The sequence below is a fragment of the Gordonia lacunae genome, assembly GCF_002149015.1.
Taxonomy (GTDB): Bacteria; Actinomycetota; Actinomycetes; order Mycobacteriales; family Mycobacteriaceae; genus Gordonia; species Gordonia lacunae.
Map to the genome: position 1 here is coordinate 39,793 of NZ_NGFO01000015.1, position 16,698 is coordinate 56,490.

At 62.5% G+C, this 16,698-nt stretch carries 16 protein-coding genes; 6 read left to right on the forward strand and 10 right to left on the reverse strand.

Annotated features, from left to right (window positions below):
• Positions 1-8: 8 nt before the first annotated feature.
• From CA982_RS14045 to CA982_RS14065, 5 genes are all read left to right on the forward strand, one after another.
• Positions 9-668, forward strand: coding sequence for a VOC family protein (locus tag CA982_RS14045; protein ID WP_086535930.1), 660 nt, complete (start codon positions 9-11; stop codon positions 666-668).
• A complete protein-coding gene (locus tag CA982_RS14050) occupies positions 665-910 on the forward strand; it encodes a hypothetical protein (protein ID WP_086535931.1) in 246 nt (81 codons plus the stop codon). Before CA982_RS14045 ends, CA982_RS14050 begins: the two co-directional genes overlap by 4 nt.
• The gene (locus CA982_RS14055) at positions 907-2,148 is read left to right on the forward strand and encodes an alpha/beta hydrolase (protein WP_086535932.1); all 1,242 of its coding nucleotides are present in this window, start codon (positions 907-909) and stop codon (positions 2,146-2,148) included. Before CA982_RS14050 ends, CA982_RS14055 begins: the two co-directional genes overlap by 4 nt.
• Entirely contained in the window at positions 2,145-3,368 is a 1,224-nt protein-coding gene (locus CA982_RS14060) for an MFS transporter (RefSeq protein WP_086535933.1), read from the forward strand. The genes CA982_RS14055 and CA982_RS14060 overlap by 4 nt, the downstream gene beginning before the upstream one ends.
• A 225-nt stretch (positions 3,369-3,593) precedes the next feature.
• Complete coding sequence (locus CA982_RS14065; RefSeq protein ID WP_086535934.1) at positions 3,594-4,784, forward strand: acetyl-CoA C-acyltransferase; 1,191 nt, start codon at positions 3,594-3,596, stop codon at positions 4,782-4,784.
• A 31-nt stretch (positions 4,785-4,815) separates the two neighbouring features.
• On the opposite strand, the gene CA982_RS14070 is transcribed toward CA982_RS14065, so the two are convergent.
• Complete coding sequence (locus tag CA982_RS14070) at positions 4,816-5,616, reverse strand: crotonase/enoyl-CoA hydratase family protein (RefSeq protein WP_086535935.1); 801 nt, start codon at positions 5,614-5,616, stop codon at positions 4,816-4,818.
• A gap of 156 nt (positions 5,617-5,772) precedes the next feature.
• Here CA982_RS14070 and CA982_RS14075 point away from each other — a divergent pair, with 156 nt between their 5' ends.
• Positions 5,773-6,339: a TetR/AcrR family transcriptional regulator gene (locus CA982_RS14075; protein WP_086535936.1), complete on the forward strand. Its 567-nt coding sequence runs from the start codon at positions 5,773-5,775 to the stop codon at positions 6,337-6,339.
• Between the two features lie 28 nt (positions 6,340-6,367).
• Here the strand turns inward: CA982_RS14075 and CA982_RS14080 are convergent, their stop codons facing one another.
• From CA982_RS14080 to CA982_RS14125, 9 genes are all read right to left on the reverse strand, one after another.
• Positions 6,368-7,003 (reverse strand): isochorismatase family protein, encoded by a 636-nt coding sequence (locus tag CA982_RS14080; RefSeq protein WP_086535937.1) that lies wholly within the window; start codon positions 7,001-7,003, stop codon positions 6,368-6,370.
• Positions 7,004-7,030: 27 nt separating this feature from the next.
• Positions 7,031-8,281 (reverse strand): glutaminase, encoded by a 1,251-nt coding sequence (locus CA982_RS14085; RefSeq protein WP_086535938.1) that lies wholly within the window; start codon positions 8,279-8,281, stop codon positions 7,031-7,033.
• A 21-nt stretch (positions 8,282-8,302) separates the two neighbouring features.
• Entirely contained in the window at positions 8,303-8,830 is a 528-nt protein-coding gene (locus CA982_RS14090; protein ID WP_144066029.1) for a phytoene desaturase family protein, read from the reverse strand.
• A complete protein-coding gene (locus CA982_RS14095) occupies positions 8,827-10,137 on the reverse strand; it encodes a phytoene desaturase family protein (RefSeq protein WP_144066030.1) in 1,311 nt (436 codons plus the stop codon). The genes CA982_RS14090 and CA982_RS14095 overlap by 4 nt, the downstream gene beginning before the upstream one ends.
• A gap of 264 nt (positions 10,138-10,401) precedes the next feature.
• Positions 10,402-11,640, reverse strand: a complete 1,239-nt coding sequence (locus CA982_RS14100) for an alpha/beta hydrolase family protein (RefSeq protein ID WP_086535941.1) — start codon at positions 11,638-11,640, stop codon at positions 10,402-10,404.
• 259 nt (positions 11,641-11,899) lie between these two features.
• Positions 11,900-12,541, reverse strand: a complete 642-nt coding sequence (locus CA982_RS14110; protein WP_086535942.1) for a VOC family protein — start codon at positions 12,539-12,541, stop codon at positions 11,900-11,902.
• A 14-nt stretch (positions 12,542-12,555) separates the two neighbouring features.
• Complete coding sequence (locus CA982_RS14115; RefSeq protein WP_086535943.1) at positions 12,556-13,320, reverse strand: maleate cis-trans isomerase family protein; 765 nt, start codon at positions 13,318-13,320, stop codon at positions 12,556-12,558.
• Positions 13,317-15,056 (reverse strand): AMP-binding protein, encoded by a 1,740-nt coding sequence (locus CA982_RS14120; protein ID WP_086535944.1) that lies wholly within the window; start codon positions 15,054-15,056, stop codon positions 13,317-13,319. The genes CA982_RS14115 and CA982_RS14120 overlap by 4 nt, the downstream gene beginning before the upstream one ends.
• A gap of 12 nt (positions 15,057-15,068) precedes the next feature.
• On the reverse strand, positions 15,069-16,697 hold the full coding sequence (locus CA982_RS14125; RefSeq protein WP_341865034.1) for an FAD-dependent monooxygenase: 1,629 nt from the start codon (positions 16,695-16,697) through the stop codon (positions 15,069-15,071).
• Position 16,698 lies beyond the last annotated feature (1 nt).

Below are 16,698 nucleotides of genomic sequence, written 5' to 3' on the forward strand. Positions count from 1 at the left end.
ACACCGCTATGCCTGACAGCCACCAGCACCTGGTTCAAGGCGTCGACCACGTCGCCTACCCCACCTTTGATCCCGCAGAAACCGTGCGGTTCTACCGAGACACACTCGGATTTCCTGTGGTGCACTCGATCTGCGCCGCCGGGTGGGGCCCAGACAACCATCCAGACTTCATTCACTTCTTTTTCGACATCGGGAACAACGACCGCCTCGCGTTCTTTTACTACTTCGGACTCACCGAGTTTGCAGGCGGCCCCCAGGGCGACGTGTACTCGAAATTCTCCGCAGACGTCCCGAGCTTCTTCATCCACTCACGCCACCTCGCCATCCACGTCAACAGCGAGGACGACCTCAACGAGTACCATCGCCGACTCGACGCAAGCGAATGGCCGGTGGAGATGAAGGTCCAGCACGAAACCATCGAGTCGATTTACACGCACGATCCCAACGGCTACATGATCGAGATCACCCGTTCCCTGCGCCCGGTCACGCCACAAGAAGACCTCGACGCGAATCTCACCATCGACGCTCTCCTCGACGTGGTCGCCGGTCCAACCCCGTCCATGGATGCCCTGCTGGTGCGCAAAGCCGAACTCATCGTCGAACGCGCCGACAAGTGGCCGAGTGAGCAGCCCGCACTTGCCGAGACCACGGAGGTTCCGGCCCGATGACTTCAGTTCTCCTTCTCGACGTTCCAGAAAACCGGCCGATCGTAGCCGTGGCTGCCGACTCGAACACCGTCACAGTCGAGCGCGTGGGACCGTACTTCAAAGTCTGTGCTCCGGGCGAGATCGTGATCGATCGGCGCGCAACCAACGCCCGCCATGCCGTCTGGTACAGCAGCATCGCGGGTCTTCTATCCGCCAAGATCACTCAATGGGACAAGGACGCACTGCGCCTGGAGTCGCGATGAGTGCATCCACTCCCACGCGTCTCGGGGCAGGGCGTTTCATCGAATCCGCCGCCCTCCCGGCGAACACGGTCACCACAGCGCACGAGTTGACAACCATCGACGGCGCGAAGGTCCACGGTCTGCTGCGCATGCTCCCCGATGCCACCACCGTGGTGTCGATCATGCACCCGCGCATGGACACAAGTCATCACGTGCTTGTGCCGGAGTTGGTCGCCCGCGGCTTCGCGGTGTGGACTCAGGGGACCCGTTCGACCAACAACGATCTCAATCTGATCCATGAGCAGGCCTTGCTCGATGTCGCCGCCGGTCAGGTTTTTCTCCGGGACATGGGCTTCTCCAGGCGCGTCTCGCTCGGCCAGTCGGGCGGCGGCACTCTGTTCGCATTCTATCACCAGCAGGCTAATTTGGTTGCCGCAGACAGGATCTCGACAACCCCGGCCGGCCGCAAGATCGATCTGGCGTCCGCGGACATGCCAGCACCCGATGGTGCCATCTTCCTTGCTCCACACCCGGGGCAGGGAAACCTACTGCTCCGCGTGATCGACCCCTCCGTCGCGGACGAGTCGGACCCGCTCTCGGTGAGGCCCGATCTCGATCCGTTCTCGACGACCAATGGTTTCGCCACCCCACCGAGTTCAGCGCGATACACGGCCACGTTCATCGAGCAGTATCGAGCCGCGCAGGCCGAGCGGATCTCCCGGATCGACGACAAGGCGCTGGCGCGTGTCGCACTGGCCGCACAGGCGCGCGCGCGTTTCAAGCGATTCGGGGACGTCGTCGACCGCCGTGCTTCACTCGCACCTCGGTTGCTGACCGTCTACCGCACCGATGCTGACCTGAGGTTCACAGACTTGTCGATCGATCCGAACGACCGTCCGTACGGTTCGCTGTTCGGTCACCGTCCCGACGTGACGAACTATGGCCTGATCGGTTTTGCACGGTTGGTCACTCCCGAGGCATGGCTGTCAACCTGGTCGGCCAATTACACGAACGCCGACTTCTTCCGCTGCGCGCCCGGCGTGCACTCACCGACACTGTTCGTCGAGTTCACTGGCGACGTCGCTTGCTTCCCCGACGACGCGCGGCGAATGGTCGCTGCGCTCGGAACCGACGACGTGGTGCACAAGCACGTGCCAGGTACACATTTCGGCGGGCCGATCCGACCCGGTGAGCCCACCGGCGCCGGCCTCGCTGCAGTCGACATCGGCGACTGGCTCGACGAGCGATTCCCCGGATGACCGCCGACAACTCCCGCGTCGTGACCATCCTCTGCTTGCTGACACTGGTACTCGAGGGTTACGACGTTGTGATGTACGGGACTGTTGTTCCTTCGCTCCTCGAGTACGAGCCGTGGGGTCTCACCGCCTCGGAGATCGGTTGGCTCGGTTCGATCCTCGGACTCGGGATGCTTGCTGGTGCTCTGCTCGCGGCCTCCTTCGGCGACCGGATGGGCCGACGCCGTACGCTGCTGATCTCCGTGACAGTCTTCTCGGCCGCGATGACGGTGTGCGCGGCCACCAGGGACTACGAGGTCTTCGCCGTCTCCCGGTTTGCCGTTGGCGTCGGCATTGGGTTCCTCATGCCGACCGCTACCGCAGCCATTGTCGAGTTCGCTCCAGCGGCATGGCGCAACCGGGCGGTCTCGCTGGGCTTCGCCGGCACTTCTGTCGGCGGAATCGCAGCCGGCCTGCTGTCTGTGTGGCTCATTCCCACGCTCGGATTTCACGCGATGTTCTGGGCGGGAGCGCTCCCGGCGATCCTGCTCATCCCTGCACTGTGGTTGCTGTTTCCACAGGCTCCCGCAGGTGCACCCCGCGGTCTGCCGATGGTCACGCCTCCCGACCAAGCGCCAAAGATAGCTCTGTCGCAGGTGTTCCAGGCGGCGAACGCCCGCACCACGCTGAGCTATTGGGCACTGATGGTCATTTGCCTGCTACTGATCTTCGGCACCGTCACCTGGCTTCCGAAGTTGATGGGGGGTGCCGGGTACTCCGTGGCAGCGGCTTTGACCTTTCTGTTGGTGCTCAACATCGGCGGGCTCATCGGAACCCTCTCCGGTGGTTGGCTCGCCGACCGCTTCGGCGTGCAGGCGATCATTGTCGCGGGATTTCTGGCCGCTGGACTTGCCCTGTTCGGTTTGATCTGCAAACCGCCGACTCTGGTCGCCTGTCTTCTGGTCGTCGTCGCCGGCTCGGGCACCGTGGGCACGCAGATCCTGCTCAACGCCTGGGTGGCCTCGAGCTATCCGGCGACGTGCCGTGCAGCAGGGGTGGGCCTGGCACTTGGGGTCGGCCGCTTGGGCGCGATCGCCGGACCCACCTACGGCGGATACGTAATTTCTGCCGGCGCCGGGTACAGCTGGCAGTTGGCCGCATTTGCACTTCCCGCAGTCGCGGCCGCAGTGATCGCGTCGACAGTTCGCCCACGGCCGCCGGAGTTCTCGGCAGAGACACAATGACTGCCGGCAGCGGCACCCGCGACATACCGTGTCGAGCACGTCGACACCGACATCGGCAGTGCGGCGCACGGATGCCCATTCACCAGCTAGCAACCATGCTCTCCCACCTTCCTTCTGCCCCAAAGCAGTTCGTAGCTCACCAGTCGTCGCCCCGCTCGACGCGGCCCTTCCGTCGAAGAAGGGCGTCACACCTTCCGAACAAGTCCGCCAAGGAGGCGCAATCCAATGCGCGAAGCAGTAATAGTGTCTACCGCCCGAACCCCCATCGGGCGCGCCCATAAAGGCGTCTTCAACGACACCTCGGGCCCGGCGCTCGCAGCCCACGCCATCGAAGCCGCAGTGGCACGTGCTGACCTGGAACCAGGCGAAGTCGACGACGTGATCCTCGGCTGTGCCATGCAGGAAGGTTCCACCGGATACAACGTGGCACGTCAAGCCGCTCTGCGTGCCGGCCTTCCGGTCACTGTGCCCGGAATGAGCCTTGACCGCCAGTGCGCCTCCGGGCTGATGGCCATTGCAACCGCAGCCAAGGAAATCGTGACCGACGGTCTGCGAATCGCAGTCGGAGGCGGCGTCGAATCGATCAGCCTGGTACAGAACAAGCACCGCAACACCTTCCGGACCCAGGACCCGTGGCTGATCGAGAACGGGCACGACATATACATTTCCATGCTCGAAACCGCCGAGAACGTCGCCGAGCGCTGTGGCATCTCACGCGAAGCACAGGACGAGTACGCACTCGAATCTCAACGACGAACCGCAGCTGCCCAACACGCCGGACTGTTCGCCGACGAGATCGTGCCCTTCTCCGGAACCACGGTGGTCCCCGGTGCCGACGGCGTCCCGATTGCCGAGACGTTCACCCTCGCCCTCGACGAAGGCAACCGGCCCTCAACCACAGCCGACGGACTGGCTGGGCTCCGCGCGGTACTGCCGAATCGCCCCGGCCACGTTGCCACCATCTCGGCGGGCAACGCCTCGCAGTTGTCCGACGGTGGCGCGGCGCTGGTGCTGATGGAAGGCGCTGAGGCCGCCAGGCGAGGCCTCGAGCCGCTCGGCGTATACCGGGGAATGGCGGTAGCTGGATGCGAGCCCGACGAGATGGGTATCGGTCCGATACACGCCATCCCGAAACTGCTGATGCAGCACGGTCTATCGATAGACGACGTGGACCTGTGGGAACTCAATGAGGCCTTCGCCTCGCAGGCGGTGTACTGCCGGGACACGTTGGGAATCGACCCGGCGAAATACAACGTCAACGGCGGCGCCATCGCGATCGGACACCCCTACGGCATGAGTGGCGCCCGTATGGTCGGCCACGCGCTGCACGAGGGCCGTCGCCGCTCAGCCAAGTATGTCGTCGTCACCATGTGCGTCGGCGGTGGTATGGGCGCAGCGGGACTGTTCGAGCTTTGATCATAGGGGTACACCTGCGCCGGGCACCCGGTCAGTGACCGGTGAAGACCGCGGGGCGTCGCTCCACGAACGACTGCACACCTTCGGCTGCGTCGCTGGTGGTCAAAAGCTCACCCAGGGTAGGCAGGAGCCGGTCGATCGAGGCCTGGTCACCACGCTGGCGCGCGACATGCGCCGACTCCAACACCGACTGGACGCTTCGGGGCGCGGCACTGGTCGCGATCGTGGTGGCAATGTCCTTCGCGCGCTGGAGAGCCTGGCGGAAGTCGTCGGCGACCTCTTGAACGAGTCCGATTCGCTGCGCTTCCTCCGCACCGAATTCGTCCCCGGTGAGAATCCAGCGCATGGCATTACCCCAACCACATTCGCGAGGAAAACGAAACGTTGCACCGCCGAACGGATAAATCCCGCGGCGCACTTCCATCTGGGTGAACCGCACGTTCCCAGCGGCAACTCGTATGTCGGCAGCGAGCAGCAACTCGATGCCCAAGGTCATCGCCCAACCGTGCGCAACGGCCACGATCGGCTTCGTCCACGTGCCGTCCAACCGCCACGGGTCACGCCCCCCTGCAGCAAAAGGGCTGGCGCCGCTCGTCAGTAACGGTGCCACATCGATGAGGTCGAGTCCGGCTGTGAAGTGGGTGCCATGGCCGTACAGGACTCCGACCCGCAGGTCGTCATCCGACTCCAGCAGCGCGTACGCGCGAGACAGGTCCGAGATCATCTCACGAGTGAATGCATTGTGCTTCTCTGGTCGATTGAGGCCGATGAGGAGAACGTGCCCGTCTCGCTCAACCGTGACAGTAGCGGCGGCGAATTCTGTTGATGTCATCAGCGGTTCATCCCGGTTCGTCGATGGTCTGGCCGGGGCCACACTCCACCGCGCCAGTAGACCTAATGGTCTACTTCACTAGCGTAGTAGAATCCTCGGTCTACAAGCAAGGTGGCGGTCACATTCAGGAGATCGCAACGCGGACGGAGGATCTCGATGGCGGTTCGCGATCAGCTCATCACGACCACGGCGGGGTTGATGCGTCGTAAGGGGGTTGCCGCAACCAGCATCGCTGACATCCTTGAAGACAGCGGGGTGGCCAGACGCTCGATCTACTTGAACTTCCCGGGCGGAAAGTCTGAACTGGTGACCGCTACAACGATGGCCATGGGCGAGGCGATCACCGCGGCGATCAGCGGGGTGATGGAACGAGACGATCCAATTGTCGCGTTCGCCAACATGTGGTCATCCATGCTCGCCGAGTCTGATTTCGATGGCGGCTGTCCCGTATTGGCTGCTGCCCTAGGGCAGCACACAGCTCCCGAGGCGACCGCGGTTGCCGTGGGGATCTTCGGCAAGTGGCGTGAGGTGATCGCGCAGCGGCTGATATCAGATCACATCGATCCGCACACCGCAGGCACGCTCGCAGCGACGATCGTCATGACGATCGAAGGGGCTGTCGTGATGTCGATCGCCTCCAAGTCCGCGACACCGTTATACGAGGCGGCGACTCATCTCAATGAACTGGTCGCTCTACATCGCCCGCCCGACAGGTCAAGATGATCTGATGATTCAGCCGCTCAGCGCCTGGTCAGCGCGGTGTTGTATGTACGCGCATACGCTGCCGTTCGGGAAAATACCACTGCAGGATCGCACGGAGCTGTTGTGCGTTGTCGCGGCCCCAATCGCGCTGCAGCTCGGCGGTTAACGAGATTGCAGTGACGGGGTGGGCCCCAGCCTGGACCATGCGATGAACGGCGCTGTCGTGAGCGGTGGGGCTGATGCCACCGATCGCGTCGGTGACCGGGTAGATCTCGTACCCCTCGTCAATCATGTCGAGGGTGGGAAATGCCACGCACACCTCAGTCCACAGGCCGGTCATGATCACTTTGCGTCGACCGGTCGCTTCGATCGCGGTGCGGAAGTCGGGATCCTCCCACGAGTTGAGGGTGGTGCGATCGATCTCGGGCACCTGGGAGAACTGTTCTCGGACTTCGGGAATGGTTGGAGTGTTGGCGCCGAGCTCGACACCAACGGTACTCAGCACGACGGGAAGGTTGTAGGCCACAGCGGCTCGGGCCACGGCGGTCACGTTGAGCATGAGTTCGTCGCGCGAGATGGAGCCCACGCTGTCGACCTGTTCTGGCTGGTAGTCGATGACAGCCAGCGCGCAGTTGTCCGGGGTGAGCAGATGGTCGTTGTGTCGAACAGCGGTGACGCCGGCCATGTAAGTGCCTCTCTCGCTTTCAGATGGTCAGGGATGGACGGAGCGCCGGATCTCAGCGAAGCTCCCGTCGCCCAGATCAGGGTCGGGAAGTGTGTTGTCCGGGTCGTGGATGGCGGTTGATCGCCCCTCGAGGCGGACTCGACGCAGCCCCTCCAACACCATTCGGCGGCCCACGTCGGTGAACCTGTCCACACGGGAGAGGTCGAGCAACACACCTCGGTCAGCCGGGGTTGTCTCCATGACTCGTAAAATGACTTCGGCACCACTGAATTGCACAGGGCCCCGGAGAATCAGGATCGTTTCCGCGTCAGTGGCGTCGACATCACGCAGAACCGATGCACCGGAAGGCTCGACACCCATCAGGTGCATCCCCATGTCGTCGGACAGCCTGGCGAAGACCCTGGTCCCGCGCACACTGTTGCCGTGTGGGTCCAGGCGAGGAGAGAACACTGCGATCCCGCACTGCCCAGGAAGCGCTCCGATAAGCCCACCGGCAACACCGCTCTTGGCTGGAATTCCTACGGTGGTGAACCATTCGCCTGCAGAGTCATACATGCCTGCAGCCGCCATGACGGCCATGGTCTGTCGCGCCACCGCTGCATCCATCACGGTCTCGCCGGTCTGCGGGTGCCGTCCGGCGTTGGCCAGCGTTGCGCACATGACGGCCAGGTCGCGCACCGACACTGACACCGAGCACTGCCGGATGTAGCCGACGACCGCACGGTGCGGCTCGACATCGATGATCCCGTAGTTGCGCAACATGTGCGCGAGGGCGAGATTGCGGTCTGCACTGGAAAGCTCGGAGGCGCAGACGTCTTCGTCGATCACCAACTCTCGGTTGGCCAGCTGCGAGAAGAACGCCTGCACCCGGTGTACCCGCTCGTCCCCGCCAGCGTCGGCGCTGACCAGCAACTGGTGGGTCGTGATAGCGCCGGCGTTGATCATGGGATTCTTCGGCCGGCGCGACTCCTTTTCGAGTGATAGTTCGTTGAACGCTTCCCCGGAGGGTTCGACGCCCACCGAGCGACGCACCACCTCGGGGCCGCGGTCGATCAGTGCTGCGGCGTAGGCGAACGGTTTTGAAATGGACTGGATGGTGAACGTCGTATCGGCATCACCGGCGGCATAAACCCGCCCATCGGGTGTGCACAGTGCGATCCCGAGCCGATCGGCCGGCGCCGTGGCCAACTCCGGGATGTAGTCGGCAACAGCGCCACTACGGTCCTCGCGCACCGAGGCCAAGACCTCGGCCAGATAATCTTCGACAGGCGACTTCATACCAGTCTCCCTCCAACAGGCCTATCCGTCGGTCACCGCCGGGGTACGGATCTCAGCGGGTGAACTCAGAAGCTCATCGGGGTCGGTACGTTTGCGGGCTCCAACCCGAGAGTAGGCCAATGGATCAAAGTCACTGCGCGTGCTGGGCAACGTACCTTCCGGGACGAGATAGCGCCCGTTCCGGAAATCACGATGCAGATCGCGGCCCAAGATGGCTCCCGCAGTGTAAATTCCACTGAGCAGAACGCCCTCGGTCGTGGGGCCCGGTCGACAACTGGCCCCGGCCAAGTACAGTCCGCGAATTGATGTTTTGGGGCCCGGGCGGGCCAGCGCCATCTGGTGCGTGTTCATCTCGATCCCGTAGGACGCGCCTTGTGTGGACTGGGTGTAACGCTCCTGGGTCAGCGGGGTTGCAGCCTCTTGGTGAACCACCCGCCCCTCGATCTCGGGCAGCACTGTTGTTGCTCGGTCGATCATGGCGTCGGTCAGCGACTTCTTGACGCGCTGGTATGTTTCGTCGGCGGCATAGTCGTGATCTCTTGTCGTCATCGGCGTGGCCCCCCCCACATGCGATGGTCGCCCTCCATGGGGAACATCACCTCCAGGGAGCTTGAACCCGGCGGGGAGTACCGACGGTTGCCTGGGTCCTTGAGGTCCGAGCAGTGGACATAGGCGGGAATGACAGGTGTGACGCGGTCCAGCCAACTATCGACGGTGTCATCTGCGCGCAGCCTGCTGATGTCGTTGAGATCGTCCAGCGTCGACCAGGTCGGCATTGAGAAATGGTCGCGGTTCGGGTAGATCCGGGTCAGGTCGACATCGACACCGAGGAAGGCGTTGAAGAATGGATGCGACATCCGGAAAGCGTTGACCCTTCGCAGGTCTGACCGTTTCGCCGACCCGGTCGGAAGGAGATCGTTGTACGTCTTCTTCAGATCCGCGGTCGAGACCACGACCGGCGCGTGATAGGTGGCGCCGCTCGCGGTGCGCACTCCCGCGGCGACTCCATCTCGGACTATGATCTGGTCGACGAACTCGCCGGTGATCGCCTCTCCCCCATGCTGCTCCAGTGTTGCCAGTAACGATGCCGCCAACATCTGTCCACCACCTTCGGGAAACCAGGACCCCCCTTCGATGAACAGTCTGTAGTAGGCACCGAACGCCGCGAAGGGCAGGCGCGAGGGTGGACAGTTCAGACTTCCACACGGCGACACCGTCATCAGAGCCTGCAACTGCGAACTGATGCCGAACAGGTCGAGAACTCGCTTGAGCGGCAACAGGGCGATCGATGCGTACGGACCCATTGCCAGTGCGGATCGCGCGAAACCACCGACACCAGACACCGAAGGTCCCCGATCGATCGCACGACCGATGTGACGTGCCGCCCGCAGTAACGTGCTAATTTGACGGCGCTGATCGGGGAACGCATCAATGAGTCGCTGCTCGTAGAGCCCCCAATCCGTGGGTGTCTCAAATGTCAGGTCCGGGAAAACGATACGCTCATAACCGGTGTCATCCATCCGTCGAAATGACAGTTGGTCTCGGCCTATTCCGAGCCCGCGCAACATCGTCGGCATATCGCCCCCGAAACCGCAGTCGGCCAGGTGGTGCACCCCTACCTGCCACTCCCACTTGCCTTTACGCCGAAACACGTGTGTGGTCCCGCCGACAACGCTGTACTGCTCGAGGACGACCGCCCGGCGTCCGGCTGCAGCCAGCGCAGCGCCCGTGGTCAGGCCCGCCAAGCCGGAGCCGATGATCACGGCATCAACTGACCTCACTGATGCCTTCTGCGAACGCTTGTCCATCTGGCGTGCCACCCCCCGGTTCGATGGCCAGTGTGGGCCGTCGGCCACGGTACTAGACTGATCGGTATACGTCTAGGCTCTTCCGCCGTCCCCGTGCGGAGCTTCCGCCACCGACGTCCGGTCGATGTCGTGATGGACTGTCCTACAAACGAATTAACCCCCGCGACGTTTGCTGACCCGGTGAGTGCAGCGGGTGCATTGATTTGCCTGGACCGGAGGGCACAGTCCGTCGGCGACACGTGTCGACCGAACGCGCTCGCTCTCTACGGGCACATCGACGCCACCACGAGGTTCCGCGGTCGCCGGGCCGAATCAGGTGATCGCGGAGCGTGCGCCGTATCGCTGACCCAACCATTCCGCCATACGTTCAGCTGCCAATTCATAGCCAGACGGATCTTCAGGATGCAGGGGCGCTCCGAAGTGGGTGCCTCTGATCTGCCCGGTTGTCAGATCTGAGGACGCAAGCGCTGCGGTCATTCTCTGTACATCCTGAGGAAAGCACGCCTGGTCGCCAGTCAGCTCGAGAAACAGTGTTGGTGCGGTAACTCCCGGAGCACACCGGACGAAATCTGCGCGAGTGTGATTCAGCGACCAGGTGGACAGCCAGGCGCCGGGTGTCGACAGTCGTCCAAATCCAACGAGCCCGTAGTTTGTGAGATCCGGGCGGTTTCCGAACAGTGACCCATACTTGCGCTCGTTGGGGTCGAGCGTCAGGTCAACCGATCGCAAGTCCGCGTCGGTTCGGTAGACGGTGACGATTCGAGGTGCCAGCGCAGCTTGGCGGTCGCGAAGCAATCCGGAGTGGAACGCTGTCTCCCTTGCGCGCCGTGTCGCACTGTCAGCTTCCCATGCTGCTCGATCGATGCGTTCAATCCTGGCCAACTGCGCTTCGCGATAGCGGGCGACGAAGTCGGGAGCATAGCGGGTGTGGCCGGGTTCCGGGTCGAACCCGTTCTCAGGCGAGTATGGGTCGAGGTCGGGATCGCGCGAAAGCGGGTCGTTTTCATCGACAACCGAGGGGTCGATCAACCGGGCTAGGAGTTGCCCCTGCCCCGGGTGCGGTGCGAGGAATATCGCGCCGTCGGGTGCCGGCAGGTCAACGTCGGCCATCGGTACCGGTCTGCCACTGGCCGTAGTGCTAATCCGATCGTCGGGATCACAGTTCGCCTGCTGATGGTAGAGCGCCGACAGCGTTCCCCCGCCCGAATGGCCAACTGTGACCACGTTCTCGAAATGTCGCCGGAGGAATTGGTGCCCTGCGGCGGCATCGAGAATCGCTTGTTCATGCAGTAGCGCTATGTCATTGTTCACCGATCGCGGTTGCTGTGCCCACACCGCATAGCCCTCGCGCACAAGGTATGGGATGAGCCCGTGATGCGTAAGGTCCTGTCGCGGGTGCATGAGCACCGCTACGGTTGTTGCACCCGGGATGTTCCTGAGGACCCCAGGGACCCTCGCTCCATCGCTCGTGGTGAGTTGATGTACCGACGTCGTTGTTGCGGCGGGCATCTCCGCGTTCGTGGGGTAACGTCCGGCGCCGAGGCGGCTCATCTGGCGACCACCCTAAGAGCATCCTTGTCGTGTTGGATTATCTGTGCGTTTGCAAGTCCTGCGACGCAGGAATACCACACTGCATGCCGACACCCTGACTCACGCCTATCGATAGAGATTTCCGGGTTGTATTCGCGACTGCCGATCGAGATCCGAAAATAGGGACCGACCCTGTCGACACGCAAGGATGAATCCTCATTTGACACCTCGACGATTCCGAGATTTTCGGGGATATCGAGCACGTACATCGAAAACACCACTATCGTGCTCCCGGTGTCGCGTGTGCCGCATCCCATGTCGGCGCGTTTTCAACAATGAGCTCCGCTTTCCGCGCAAGGAGCTTGGCAAAATCCGGCGACGGTTCCGCCATGATGTCGAGCAGAGCGTCGATCGTGAGATTTGCATCCAAGTCTTCCTGCGGCGTAACCGGACGCAAGGCGCGCGTGATCTCGAACATATAGCCGTTGGGGTCAGTGGTATAGATCGACTCGATGGTTTCGTGCTTGAGCTGCCTGTAAACTGGCCAGTCGCTGTCGTCGAGGCGTCGGCGATATTCCAGCAGATCAACTTCGGAGTCAACGTGGATCGCAAGATGTCGCGACTTCACGAAAAAGTCTGGTACGTCGTTCGCAAATTGCCCGTGCGCGTCTCCCTTCGCCCCTCGGTGCGGGGGTTCGAGACCGAAGTAGTAGAAGAATGCGATCCGGTCATCGTTGCCGATATCGAAAAAGAAGTGAATGAAGTCGGGATGATTGTCAGGCCCCCACCCTGCCGCACAGATGGAATGCACGACAGGGAATCCGAGGACGTCTCTGTAGAAGTGCACCGTGCTCACAGGGTCGAAGGTTGGGAACGCAGCGTGATCGACCCCTCGAACCAGGTGCGGTTTGTCAGTATCCATATCGTCTCCTTGGGCTATTGCGATCCGGCTGTGGCGTCCGGCGAGTTCAGCAGCGCGCCGTATCCGTCGATCGTGGTTGGGAGTCGCAGCGCGCGCAGGATGCTGAATGCGCCCGCTGTTGCAGCAGACAGGACGGGGAGCCCGAATTCTCGCTCCGCGTCTCCGATCAGCGGCAGCGACGGCATCTGCACGCAGCAGGACAGAATGAGTGCGTCTGCATCGCGGAGGTCGAGCGAACGCGCCGCAGCCAGGACCTGGTCGCCGGGAATACGTCCCACAGCAGCGTTGTCCTCGACTTCGAGTGCGCGCCAGTCCACGACTTCCACGCCCTCGGCTTCGAGGTAGCTGACCACTCGTTGAGCCAGTGGCCTCATGTACGGGGTGACGAGCGCGACCCGGCGAGCGTCGAGTGCTCTCAGCGCCTCGAGGAGCGCGCCGGCGCTCGACCGGACTTGCGCATGATCGTGTGCATCCCGCTGCGCGAGGTCACCCGAGATTGCGCCTTCCGCGCGTCTGTGTTCGCCAGAACTTCCTGCCATCAGGGCGACCAGGCAGGCATAGAGGACGAGATCGGTGGATGCGTCGGCCAGCTCCTGGCTGGCACGCTGTCGCTGCGCGTTCATTGCTGCGAGCCCGTCAGGAGAGACCGACGTCATAGCGACACGTGAGGAGTGGAACGAGAATTCGACGTCGGGATGTTGAGTGAGAATAGCGGGGAGTTCGGTTTCTACAGTGGTATTCGAGCTCGGAACGATCAGACCGATTCGGCGCCGGTTCATTGCGATACCCCCGTCTTGGAGTCTGATTCGGAATCTCCTCTTGTGGTGTTCCACTCTCCGTCTGCGAGTTCGGAGGCGAGTACCCGTAATCGCTTCTTGTCTATCTTGTTGACCGCGGTTCTCGGCAGTTGGCTGACCCATTCAATCCGTTCCGGCCATTTGTATTTCGCGACCCCGATAGCGCTCAGATGCTGGCGCACCTGGTCCAGGTTGACGTGGTCGCCTGGGCCGGTGAGAAATGCACAGGCGCGCTCGCCTAGCCTAGGATCGGGCATCGCGACCACGGCCGCATCAGTGACAGCGGGATGGCGTAGGAGCAGGGACTCCACTTCGGCTGCATTCACCTTTTCGCCGCCACGATTGATGAGATCTTTGATCCTTCCCCTGATCTGGAGGTATCGAGCGCCGTCGATAGTGACCCAGGACGCCATGTCGCCAGTCCGATAGAGCCCTGCCGAAGTGAAGGCTGCGACGTTGGCTTCGCCGGCTTCGACGTACCCGCGCAGCGTGTACGGCCCGGCTGTGCACAACTCTCCAGTCTGTCCGTCGGGAACGGGAACTTCTGATCCCACGTTGAGAATCTCGATCACGTCGTCGGGAGAAAGGGGATTGCCCACCGTAGTGGCCCGTGCAAGTCGTGGGTCACTGAAGCGCGATACCGAGAACAACCCCTCGCCCATTCCAAACAGTTGGCCGGCGGGCACTCCGAGACGGTCGATCGCATCGAACAGTGCGGAGGGGACTGTGGCTCCTGCAAGTACCAGGCCTTGCATACCTCTGACGGTGCGCCCGAAGTCGGGGTGTGTGTTGATGCGAAAATTCGACGTACCGATCAGTGCATGTGTCGCTCGTGCATCACGCAGGGTTCGGAGGTATCCGGTAGGTTCTGGCGAAGGTGCGAGAACCGTACACCCACCCACACTGTGTGGCCCGTGAACTGCGCAGACCACACCCGCGTTGTGAATCACCGGGCTACCGTGGCCGTTGCGGGTCTGTTCGGTGAAGCCGAATGCGTCGGCATACGACTGCGCGTTGTACCAGTATTCCGCGTGTAGGCGTGGGATCACTTTCGGTATGCCGGTGGTCCCACCCGAGATCTGCAGCACGGCAACGTCGGTGAAGTCGATCGTGGATTGAATGGAGTCCACTCGTGCCCGCGCCACGCCGGCCTCGACACCGGAACCGAGGTCTTCGAACCGGAGTGCTCCATCCACCACCTCGGTGTGTGCCCCCACCACGACCAACGTGCGAAGCGTTGGGTGGCCGATAGCGAGGTCCTGGCCGAATTGCACCAGGTCGAGCGAACCGTACCCGCCGTCGACGACATGTCCGACCGCGCCGACCTGTCTCGAGATCTGGCCGAGTTCGTGTTCGCGGTGAACAGCCAGGGTGCACACCGGAATGAGGCCCGCTTTGAGCAGGGCGTACCACATCACGATGGTTTCGATCCGGTTCGTGAGCTGCAGAATAACGGGAGAACCAACGGGCGTTCCCGTTTCGCTCAGGCCGTACGCCACCCGGTCTGCCCACTTGTCGAGTTCTGCGAACGTGATGGCCGCATCGGCTGTTGCGACCGCATCCCTGTCAGGCCACGCAGCGGCAACGGCCCGAAACTGCTCGGCGATGGTGCGATCCTCCCAGTACCCAACGTCCTGGTAGTGCTGAACGAGGTCACGTGGATAGTTCGCCACTGCTTGGGAGGGGTCAAACCCTCGGCTGCTGATTGGTGAGTTCATATCGGTTTCCTGTCAGATTGCAGCCGCGGCAGCATTGGCGACGGAAGCGTTGGCATTCGCAGAACCTGGCGCGAACGCCTCGACGTTCGTGTGCCGCGGTGATGACGCTGGGCGATCGAACTGGACGAGATCGATACGACCTGAGATCAGTCCTGCAACAGCGTCGTCTTCAAGGGCCTCCGGTAGGGAGAGGGCCACAAGGCCTCCGGTTCGCTTGCGCAGTCGCTCACCGAAATCCAATCGATCCAGGACGGCAGGACGGTCCGCAGGACCTACCAGCAGGAAGCCCTGCGGTCTGTTCTTCGAAAGGTCCTCGAGCAGGTCGTCCGCCTCCGATGACCACGGCCCTTCGACGCACTGTTCAACGATCGTCAGTTCTTTGTGTGCTTCCGGATCTCCCTGAGGCAAAATCCTTCCGCTCGCCCGGGTTGTCAGCAGTCCGTCGTCCAGAGGCTGCTCGAGTACCCACGTGTTGAGGTCCACGGACTGAAGCTCCGCGACCGAGATCCTTCGTCCGGCATAGTCTGATAACGCCGTGCTCATGACGTCGGGATTGGACCGGGCGAATCGGGCCGGCGGCACGTTGCCCGCGCGGCTCATGTAGCAGTTCATCAACTGCGCGATCGGCAGGTCGAGGCGTTGAGGAAAACTCTCCCACCAGAGTTGGCTGCGATGTGCCAGGTCCTGGATTCGTTCGACGGCCGGCCGACGGACTGCTTCGTACCGCCGCAACGCTTCGTCTAATCGGTTGAAGTCTGTCAGCGCTCGCACCAGTTCGATCGCATCTTCCATCGCCATCTTGGTTCCCGACCCCACGGAGTAGTGCGCTGTGTGGGCTGCGTCGCCGAGAAGCACCACATTGCCGTGGTGCCATTTCTGTGCGCGCACAGTGCGAAAACGCGACCACCTTGTGCGGTTCCCGATCAGGCGATGGCCGTGCAAGGCCTCAGTGAATGCACTTTCGAGATATCGCAGACTGTCGCTGTCGCTGCCCGATTCGTCGCCTTCAGCATGGCGATCGAGACGTGCGCGCTTCAACGTCGCGGGATCGGTTTCGATGAGGAACGTGCTTCGGTCGGACTGATAGGGATAGGCATGAGTGACGAAGACCCCGTGCTCGGTTTCTACCGGCTCGAACAACGACGTCTCCAGCGCGAAGTCCGTCGCAGCCCAGAGATACAGTCCTGCACCAAGTCTGACCGATCCGCCGAACGCTGGTTCGTTGATCCGCGTGGCGCTACTGACACCATCAGCGGCGATGATGAGGTCCGCATCGATCTCGCTGGCTGCCATCCGCTGCCCGAACCTGACATCAACACCGGCCTCTGCAGCGTGGCGATGCAGGACATCGAGCAACCGAGGTCGGGCGATTCCGATTTGTGCTCTACTCGCCACCTTGGACACCTCGCCGCGGACGCGCATTTGCATGGCATGCTGGCGAGTTCCCAGTTCGATCTCACGGAGCGTTTCCTCGTCTGCCTCCGCGAGGCGTTCCCTGGTGCGCGCCGCCAGACCCACCCCGAACCCGAACGTATCGCCCGGTCGGCTCTGCTCGTACACGACAACTTGGCAACTCGGACGTGCACGCTTCAACAAGCGCGCGGCATACAACCCCCCGGGTCCACCACCAATCACGGCCACC

What these genes read in the sequence shown, in the direction of transcription:
- CA982_RS14045 (WP_086535930.1), top strand. Translation starts at nt 9, where the DNA reads ATGCCTGACAGCCACCAGCACCTGGTTCAAGGCGTCGACCACGTCGCC.
- CA982_RS14050 (WP_086535931.1), top strand. Translation starts at nt 665, where the DNA reads ATGACTTCAGTTCTCCTTCTCGACGTTCCAGAAAACCGGCCGATCGTA.
- CA982_RS14055 (WP_086535932.1), top strand. Translation starts at nt 907, where the DNA reads ATGAGTGCATCCACTCCCACGCGTCTCGGGGCAGGGCGTTTCATCGAA.
- CA982_RS14060 (WP_086535933.1), top strand. Translation starts at nt 2,145, where the DNA reads ATGACCGCCGACAACTCCCGCGTCGTGACCATCCTCTGCTTGCTGACA.
- CA982_RS14065 (WP_086535934.1), top strand. Translation starts at nt 3,594, where the DNA reads ATGCGCGAAGCAGTAATAGTGTCTACCGCCCGAACCCCCATCGGGCGC.
- CA982_RS14070 (WP_086535935.1), bottom strand. Translation starts at nt 5,616, where the DNA reads ATGACATCAACAGAATTCGCCGCCGCTACTGTCACGGTTGAGCGAGAC.
- CA982_RS14075 (WP_086535936.1), top strand. Translation starts at nt 5,773, where the DNA reads ATGGCGGTTCGCGATCAGCTCATCACGACCACGGCGGGGTTGATGCGT.
- CA982_RS14080 (WP_086535937.1), bottom strand. Translation starts at nt 7,003, where the DNA reads ATGGCCGGCGTCACCGCTGTTCGACACAACGACCATCTGCTCACCCCG.
- CA982_RS14085 (WP_086535938.1), bottom strand. Translation starts at nt 8,281, where the DNA reads ATGAAGTCGCCTGTCGAAGATTATCTGGCCGAGGTCTTGGCCTCGGTG.
- CA982_RS14090 (WP_144066029.1), bottom strand. Translation starts at nt 8,830, where the DNA reads ATGACGACAAGAGATCACGACTATGCCGCCGACGAAACATACCAGCGC.
- CA982_RS14100 (WP_086535941.1), bottom strand. Translation starts at nt 11,640, where the DNA reads ATGAGCCGCCTCGGCGCCGGACGTTACCCCACGAACGCGGAGATGCCC.
- CA982_RS14110 (WP_086535942.1), bottom strand. Translation starts at nt 12,541, where the DNA reads ATGGATACTGACAAACCGCACCTGGTTCGAGGGGTCGATCACGCTGCG.
- CA982_RS14115 (WP_086535943.1), bottom strand. Translation starts at nt 13,320, where the DNA reads ATGAACCGGCGCCGAATCGGTCTGATCGTTCCGAGCTCGAATACCACT.
- CA982_RS14120 (WP_086535944.1), bottom strand. Translation starts at nt 15,056, where the DNA reads ATGAACTCACCAATCAGCAGCCGAGGGTTTGACCCCTCCCAAGCAGTG.